We start from the raw sequence: 7,305 nt of genomic DNA on the forward strand, positions 1-7,305 counted from the left end.
GGCATTTGAACCTGCCGTCGGACAGTTGCCAAGCCCACGTATAAGAGCACTTAGGACAACTTCTCATGACCAGAACATTCTACATGATCTGGTCCGATTTGGTTAGGTATTACCTTTGTAAAAGGGTCACAGACCCCCGGTTCCCTCAGACTCCCTCCAAAACTTTTAACGCCCTGCGGTTCATCCCGATTTTGCAAGCAAAATCGGGATGAACCGCAGGGAATTAAAAGTCTTTGAAGGGGGTCTGGGGGAAACTTTCTACAGAAAGTTTCCCCCAGGCTCGAAGTGTTCGCGGGGGTGGCGGCAGCATGGACAGGCCTGCGGGGGTTCGGTGCCCTCGTGGATGAATCCGCAGACCCCGCACTTCCACTTTATGGGCTCGGGCCGCTTATAGACCGTGCCGGCCTCGACCATTTCGAGGAGCCGCCTGAAGCGGTCGCGGTGGTGGCTCTCCACCTCGGCTATCTTGCGGAAGAGGTTGGCCGCCTCGGCATCCCCTTCCTGCTCGGCCTCGGCGGCGAAGGCGGGGTACATGTCGGTGGCCTCGTAGTCCTCGCCCTCCATGGCGGCCCTCAGGTTGGCGGCCGTGTCGCCCAGGCCGCCGAGGCGCTTGAAGTGATCCTTGGCGTGGCGCCGTTCGTTGGACGCCGTCTCCTCGAATATCTTGGCTATGTAGTGGTAGCCCTCCTTGCGCGCCACGTCCGCATAGAAAAGATACCTGTTTCTCGCCTGCGACTCGCCGGCAAATGCGGCCTCGAAGTTCTTCCTCGTCTTGCTCATGGCTCTTTCCCTCCTCTCGTCTCTGGTTCCCAAACACTGCGGACGGGCCGCCGCCGTCCGGGTTATCGCCTCGCCGAGCCGTACTCCCCGCAGCGCCTGACGAAACCCCGGGCAAAGCCGGGGTTGGAGGCGAAGTGGAGGTGCACGTAGCTTGCCAGCACCATGCCGCGCAGGTATCCCTCGGCCCGGCCTTCCACGTCGTATACGCGCTCCACGGCCGATAGGTCTCCCTCGATCTCGGAGTAACGGAACTCGTGCCCCCTCACGAGCCCCCCGGCCTCGAGAAACGGGCATCCCGCCCGCGCGCGCACCGTCCTGTAGCCGAGGGCCCTGCGCCGCCGCGCCATGCGCGAGGTCCAGGGCATGAGCCCCGCCATCTCGTGAAGACGGCCCTCGGCGTCGATAAGGGCGCGGCCCAGGTACATGAGCCCGCCGCACTCGGCGTAAACGGGCATGCCGGCGGCCGCCTTCCCGCGCAGCTCCCGGGCAAGCGTCCTGTTGGCCGCCAGCCTCGCGGCGTAGAGTTCCGGGTATCCTCCTCCGAGGTATACGCCGCGGCTCCCCTCGGGAAGCCTCCCGTCGTCGAGGGGACTGAAAGGCACGCAGCGGGCTCCGGCGGCCTCGAGGATCCGCAGGTTCTCCTCGTAGTAGAAGCAGAAGGCGTCGTCCCTGGCCACCGCCACCACGACGGGAGCCGCGCTCCCGCGCTCTTTGCCCTCCCCCTCCGAGCGACGGCGGTCTTCGCCGGAGTCCCTGGGCTCGAGGGCCGCGCACAACTCGTCAAGCTCCATGGTTCGCTCGGCCGCGGCGGCCGCCGCCTCGGCGAAACGCCGCCACCTGGCGTCGTCGAGGCGTCCCGGCGTTACGAGGCCGAGATGGCGCGAGGGGAGCTCGAGCGAGGCGTCCCTTGGAAGGTAACCCGCGGCCCTTGCGCCGCAATGCTCCTCGACGGCGCTCTTAAGGAGCCCGTAGTGGCGGGCGCCGCCGACCCTGTTGAAGACCACCCAGCGAAGGTCCACTCCTTCGTCGAAGAGCTCGAAGCCCCGCACAAGGGCCGCCACGCTGCGAGAGGCGCCGGAGGCGTCTACCACGAGGAGCACCGGCAGGGAGAGCAGCTTTGCAAGCCGCGCCGTCGAGCCTTCCTCGCCGCCGCCGCGGCCGTCGAAGAGCCCCATCACCCCCTCAACGACGCCTATCCCTCCCCCCGCCGTCCCGGCGCGGAAGGTCGCTGCCGCGCCGTCGTCGCCCATCATCCAGGTGTCGAGGTTGTGGGAGGGCTCGCCGCAGACCGCCCGGTGTATGAGGGGGTCTATGTAGTCGGGTCCGACCTTGAAGGGCCGCACCGAAAGACCGCGACGGCGCAGCGCCGCCATGAGGGCGAGCGCCACGGTCGTCTTGCCGGTCCCGCTCGCCGCCGCCGCAACGACGAAGGCCGGCGCACCGGCTCCATCCCCGCCAGGTGCCACGGCTCAGTAAAGGACCGTGGGAGCCAACCGCTGGTTGGGTCCGCCGTTTAGGAGTTTCACCACCTGCACGCCGTCGTCGAATACGTCTATCACGTTGAGACAGCCGTAGTCCTGCTCGATCCTGAAGAAGTTCTCAAGCCCCAGGCCCATGGCCTCGCAGAGTATGAGGCGGTTAACGCCGCCGTGGAGTACGAGGCAGACGTCGCCGCCGCGGTGGCTCTCGATGATGCGCTCCATCACGGGCACGACCCTCTTCTTAAGGTCCACGAGGCTCTCGCCGCCCTCGATCCTGCCTGTTGCCAGGTCGCGGAAGGAGAAATCCGCGTCCTCGGGATAGCGGACCATGGCCTCGCTCCTCGTGAGCCCCTCCCAGCGGCCCAGGTGGAGCTCGCGCAGCTCACGGAAGGCCACGGGCTCGAGCCCCACGGCCCGCCCCAAGATGTCGGCGCCCCGCCTCGACCTCGCAAGGTCGCTGCAGTAGAGACCGTCGAGGCTCAAGCCGGAAAAGAAGCCCGCAAGCCGCTCCATCTGGGCCGCGCCCTCGGCCGTTATGTCCACGTCCGTATGACCGTTGTAGCGCAACTCGTGATGGTTCACCACCTGACCGTGACGCGCTATGTAAAGCCTCGTCCTCTCCATTACCGTTAACGCGAGTTGGTTTCCCCCTGTTTTGCTTGGCAAAACAGGGGGAAACCAACTCGTATTGAGAGTCTTTGAAGGGGGCTGGGGGATATGGCCCTTCTACAGAAAGTTTCCCCCAGGTAATTAATCGGAGCTTCCTTAATGTTATTTGTATAGCGGTCCCCGGAAGGTTCGGGCCGCGCCGGACGGGGTTTTTTACGCCCTTGCGGCCCGAACCTTCCGGGGACCGCCCCCGCGTGGCGGGCGCGGTCAAGACACTCCCTTCAAATTTATTCGGGCCAAGGGACCTCGTTTCTTCCAGCGATCGCAAGAGCCGACGCGGCTCGATGAGCAAATAAAAAGTCTTTGGAGGGAGAAGGTTCCCCGGGGCTCAGCCGAAGTATGCCAGAAGGCAGAGCAGGAATGCAAGTGCCGCCACTTCCGTGGTGAAGCCGAAGCAATCGCCCGTTACGCCGCCGAGTCTCGCGGTGAAGAAGGCCGTAAGCGACCGGACAAGGCCCAGCACGACGAGGAGCATCCAGAGGGAGGCCGGGCCGAAGAAGGGCAGCAGCAAAAGGGCCGTCATTGCCGTGGCCGCGGCCGCAGTCGCGCCGTCTCTGCCGGTGAAGGCGGCGCCGAGGCCGGGAGTGCTGCGGGCGTAGCCGCCCCAGAAGGCCATGGGGACCATGGCCCAGCGGGCCACAACCGGCATGAGCAGCAGGGAAGCGGTCCTTTCCCCCTCGGGCAGCGCCGAGAGGGCCGAAACGAGCGCCGCCACGAAGATCGCAACGGCCGCGGCTCCCACGGCTCCGGCCCCGGCCTCGCGCATTATGCGAAGCCGCTCTTCGGGCGTCGAGCCGCCGGCAAGACCGTCCACCGTGTCGACGAAGCCGTCGAGGTGGAGCCCGCCGTTTGTGAGGGCGAGCACGGCCACGACGAGCGCCGACGAGACACCGGCCGGGAACAGGGCGGTGAAGAGCCCGTCGCAGACGGCGAGGACGACCCCCTGCACGGCCCCCACGAGGGGAAAGTAGACCATCGAGCGGCCGATCTCCCCGGGGCCGGCGGCGCTCTCCCCGCCGACCCGGAAGACCGTGAGGAAGCGGAGGGCTGTAAGGAATCCTCTCATTGCCGCGGCGACGTCCCGGCCGGAAAGGGCAGCGGCTTCAGTCTCCCTCCTCGGCCACGCCGGCGTCCTCGAAGGTTGCCATCTCGTTGTATATCTTCACGGCCGCCTCGATGACCCCCATGGCCAGGGCGGCGCCCGTGCCCTCGCCGAGACGGAGGCCGAGGTCGAGGATGGGCTCCAGCCCCATGCGCTCGAGCATGACGCCGTGGCCCCGCTCCACCGAGCGGTGGGCGGCGAAGAGATAGTCCTTTGCAGCGGGACAGAGCTCGCAGGCCGCCAGCGCTCCGGCCGTTGAGATGAAGCCGTCGACCACCACGGGCACGCGCCGCGCCGCTGCGCCGAGCACGAGCCCCGTTATGCCCGCTATCTCGGCTCCCCCCACCTTGGCGAGCACGTCCATGGGGTCCGACGGATCGGGCGAGTTGACCGAGAGGGCGTCCTCTATGACCTTTATCTTGCGGCGGTAGGCGTCGTCGTCTATGCCCGTACCGCGTCCCGTCACCTCGGCGACGGGACGGCCGCTGAAGGCGGCGGCCATGGCGCTCGCCGCCGTGGTGTTGGCTATGCCCATCTCGCCGGTGGCCATGATCACGCCCGGGGAGGCGTACTCGGCGGCCAGGGCCGCGCCGACCTCGACGGCTCGTTTCGCCTCGTCGGCCGTCATGGCCGGACCGCGCCGCATGTTGGCCGTGCCGCGCAGGACCTTGCGGCGCACGAGCCCGCTGAGCGGCCCGTCGCCGAAATCGTGGTCGACGCCTATGTCCACCACCACGACCTCGGCGCCGGCGTGGCGGGCCAGGACGTTTATGCCCGCGCCCCCGGAGAGGAAGTTCATGACCATCTGGGCCGTCACCTCCCTGGGAAAGGCCGACACACCTTCGTCGGCGACACCGTGGTCCGCGGCGAAGGTGAAGACGTACTTGTTCGTCACGGCGGGCCTTGTCGAGCCCTGTATGGTCACGACCCGCCGGGCCAGCTCCTCGAGACGTCCGAGGCTTCCCCGCGGTTTTGTGAGGCTGTCGAGCCTGTGCTGCGCCTTTTCGGCCAGCCCGGCGTCGACCGGTCTAATCGATCGGAGCGTGTCGCTCAGCGTCGCGCCCTGCGCCTTCGTCGTCTTCATCCTTGAGGAGATCCTCCTTTCCCGTAGTCGCGCCGCCGCCCCTGAGGGCGCCGCCCGCCGCGCCGCCGAGGGCGGCGCAGAGCAGCAGCAGCGCTATGAAAAAGACCCGGTTCGTGTCGGGCTCCCTTATCCAGAAGAGCACGGCCACGGGCAGCACCGTAACGGCGGCCGTGAGCATCCCCCGCGAACCGGTTACGAGGCCGACGACCATGCCGGTCACAACGGCCACCGACGGCATTATGTAGGTGTTGGCGAAGGCCCGGGCCGCGGGCATCATCGTCTCGAAGAGCTCGCGGTTGTCCTTTATGAAGACCTCTATCTCGTCCTTGCCCCTGCCCTTGAAGAACTTGGCCACGAACTGGCCGTAAGGCGTCACGTCGAAGCGCGTGAGGAGCCAGCAGACAAGGGCGAAGACAAAGAAGTAGACGAGGTTGCCCACGAAGAGCGCCGCCAGCGTCCTTGAGTCAAGGAACCTTTTCATTTTCCTCCGCAGGGTGTTAATCGCCCTGGGGGAAACTTTCTGTAGAAGGGCCACAGGCCCACGTTTCCCCCAGACCCCCTTCAAAGACTTTTCATTCCCTGCGGTTCACCCCGATTTGCTTGCAAATCGGGGTGAACCGCAGGGCGCTAAACATTTTTGGAGGTGGTCTGAGGGAAGCGTGGGTCTGTAACCCTTTTGCAAAAAGGTTCCCTCAGGGTAATAAATCCGAGCGTCGCCCGGGACGTTTACTTGAGTCTTACGGGAAGCCCGGCGGCGATGAAGTGGACCTCATGGGCGGCGGCCGCCACCGTGCGGTTCACAGAGCCCGCCAGGTCCCGGAAGCGTCTTGCCAGGGCGTTCTCCGGCACTATGCCGAGGCCCACTTCGTTGGAGACGGCCACGACGGTCTGCGGCGGTCCGTGCGCCGCCGCATCGTCTCCGAACAGTCGAACGAGCCTTTCCGCCTCGCCGGCGGCCGCCCGGTCGTCGAGGCCCGCGCCCAAGAGGTTGGAGAGCCACAGCGTGAGGCAGTCGAGGAGCACTACCGGCGCGTCCGTCTCCTCGAGGACCTCCACAACCCGGAGCGGCTCCTCGACGGTCGTCCACCTCTCGGAGCGCGAGCTCCTGTGGCGCCGGATGCGCTCTCTCATCTCGTCGTCGAGGGCCCGGGCCGTGGCCAGGTAGAGACCACCGCCGGCGAGCGATTCGCAGAGCCGCTGGGCGAAGGCGCTCTTGCCGCTTCGCGCCCCGCCGAGCACGAAGACGAGCCTACGGCCGGACCCCGCCGCACCGTCCACACTCCCTCCCCCTAAAACTCGATGCCCTTGCGGGCCTTCACGCCCTCGTCGAAGGGGTGTTTTATCTTGAGCATCTCGGTCACGTAGTCGGCGGCCCGCACGAGCTCGACGGGCGCGTTCCGGCCCGTAAGGACCACCTCGAGATCCGGCGGCCTCGACTCGATGAACTCCACCACCTCTTCGACGGCGAGCCAGCCGCCGTTGACGGCCGCCATGGCCTCGTCGAGGACGACCATGTCGATCCCGCCGGCCTCGACGGCGCGCCTCGTTCCCTCGAAGGTCCTCCTTACCGCCTCCTCCGCCTCCGCGTCGCCGGCCCTCTTGCCGGTAAAGAAGGGATGGCGGCAGTTGGAGCGCACAAGCTCTATCTCCGGGAACCGCGTGCGCAGGATATCCTTTTCGCCGGACGAGGCGTCGTCCTCCTTGAAGAACTGGACAAAGAGCACGCGCAGGCCCTGGCCGGCGGCCCTCACGGCCAGACCCACGGCGGCCGTGGTCTTGCCCTTGCCCTCACCGGTGTATATGTGGACGAGTCCACGCCTCAATGTCTGTAAAAAACTCCCGTGAAGGCGACTTCTTTTAGCGAAAGGGCCATGGACGCCGCTTCCCGGGGGAACCCTTCGTTGCCGGAAGGGTCAAAGACCCGCCCCCCCTGCCCCCGGCCCCCCCGACTATCGTCCCCACAGGCCCTCCCGGCCTCCCGGACCGTCCAGCCCCCCTGCCCCCCCTGCGATGCCTCGGGGCGATTGGGCGGAGTTTCTCCAACTTACCCCTTTCCCCGCCCATAGTCAAGGGAAACTCTGATTTATTGCACTGAGGGAACCTTTTTGTAAAAAGGTTCCCTCAGACTCCATCCAAAAACTTTTAACGCCCTGCGGATCATCCTGATTTTGCTTGCAAAATCAGGATGA

The 7,305-nt window shown here is 66.2% G+C and carries 9 protein-coding genes; all 9 read right to left on the bottom strand.

The genetic code is table 11. The annotated features are described in order from the left end of the window. Nucleotides 1-258 precede the first annotated feature (258 nt). The 9 genes from ENJ37_09205 to ENJ37_09245 all read right to left on the bottom strand — a co-directional run bounded on the left by ENJ37_09205 (nucleotide 259) and on the right by ENJ37_09245 (nucleotide 7,159). Nucleotides 259-780, bottom strand: coding sequence for a rubrerythrin family protein (locus ENJ37_09205; protein HHL40669.1), 522 nt, complete (start codon nucleotides 778-780; stop codon nucleotides 259-261). A 62-nt stretch (nucleotides 781-842) separates the two neighbouring features. Next, entirely contained in the window at nucleotides 843-2,246 is a 1,404-nt protein-coding gene (locus tag ENJ37_09210) for a cobyrinate a,c-diamide synthase (GenBank protein HHL40670.1), read from the bottom strand. Nucleotides 2,247-2,249: 3 nt separating this feature from the next. Beyond that, a complete protein-coding gene (locus ENJ37_09215; GenBank protein HHL40671.1) occupies nucleotides 2,250-2,885 on the bottom strand; it encodes a histidine phosphatase family protein in 636 nt (211 codons plus the stop codon). Between the two features lie 373 nt (nucleotides 2,886-3,258). Then, nucleotides 3,259-3,996, bottom strand: a complete 738-nt coding sequence (locus tag ENJ37_09220) for an adenosylcobinamide-GDP ribazoletransferase (protein ID HHL40672.1) — start codon at nucleotides 3,994-3,996, stop codon at nucleotides 3,259-3,261. A gap of 37 nt (nucleotides 3,997-4,033) precedes the next feature. Then, on the bottom strand, nucleotides 4,034-5,116 hold the full coding sequence (gene cobT / locus ENJ37_09225) for a nicotinate-nucleotide--dimethylbenzimidazole phosphoribosyltransferase (GenBank protein ID HHL40673.1): 1,083 nt from the start codon (nucleotides 5,114-5,116) through the stop codon (nucleotides 4,034-4,036). After that, nucleotides 5,061-5,597 (bottom strand): hypothetical protein, encoded by a 537-nt coding sequence (locus tag ENJ37_09230; protein HHL40674.1) that lies wholly within the window; start codon nucleotides 5,595-5,597, stop codon nucleotides 5,061-5,063. Before ENJ37_09230 ends, cobT begins: the two co-directional genes overlap by 56 nt. A gap of 245 nt (nucleotides 5,598-5,842) precedes the next feature. Further along, nucleotides 5,843-6,394, bottom strand: coding sequence for a bifunctional adenosylcobinamide kinase/adenosylcobinamide-phosphate guanylyltransferase (cobU, locus tag ENJ37_09235; protein ID HHL40675.1), 552 nt, complete (start codon nucleotides 6,392-6,394; stop codon nucleotides 5,843-5,845). A gap of 11 nt (nucleotides 6,395-6,405) precedes the next feature. Then, nucleotides 6,406-6,939: a cob(I)yrinic acid a,c-diamide adenosyltransferase gene (gene cobO / locus ENJ37_09240; protein HHL40676.1), complete on the bottom strand. Its 534-nt coding sequence runs from the start codon at nucleotides 6,937-6,939 to the stop codon at nucleotides 6,406-6,408. 34 nt (nucleotides 6,940-6,973) lie between these two features. Next, nucleotides 6,974-7,159 (bottom strand): hypothetical protein, encoded by a 186-nt coding sequence (locus ENJ37_09245; GenBank protein HHL40677.1) that lies wholly within the window; start codon nucleotides 7,157-7,159, stop codon nucleotides 6,974-6,976. Nucleotides 7,160-7,305: the final 146 nt, after the last annotated feature.

It is taken from the genome of Deltaproteobacteria bacterium (assembly GCA_011375175.1).
Taxonomy (GTDB): domain Bacteria; phylum Desulfobacterota; class GWC2-55-46; order GWC2-55-46; family DRME01; genus DRME01.